At 45.6% G+C, this 318-nt stretch carries 1 pseudogene; it reads left to right on the forward strand.

Going from position 1 to position 318, the window contains the following annotated elements:
- Positions 1–318, forward strand: a pseudogene (locus HC176_RS18605) (hypothetical protein); the annotation flags it as partial.

Genomic DNA, 318 nt, shown 5'->3' on the forward strand with positions numbered 1-318 from the left:
GGGCGGAAATGAAAACACTTCTTTTTTTGTTTCAGGAAATTATCTCGATCAGTCAGGGACAATAATAGAGACCGGGTTGAAACGATATTCAGCTCGTGTAAATCTTGAGAACCAGGCAAAGGACTGGATTACATTAGGAGTTAATCTTTCTGTGGCCAAATCTGAAAGGGATGCAGCTAACATCGACGGAACTTATGCGGGAGGCCTGAACCCGTTGTACATGGCGAGAGTGCTGCCCCCTGCTGCCCCCATTTATGATCCAGAGGGGTATGGAGGATTTGCTAACCTCCCGAATGAGATAGAAAAAAATGCAAATCC

The sequence above is a fragment of the Tamlana crocina genome, assembly GCF_012037625.1.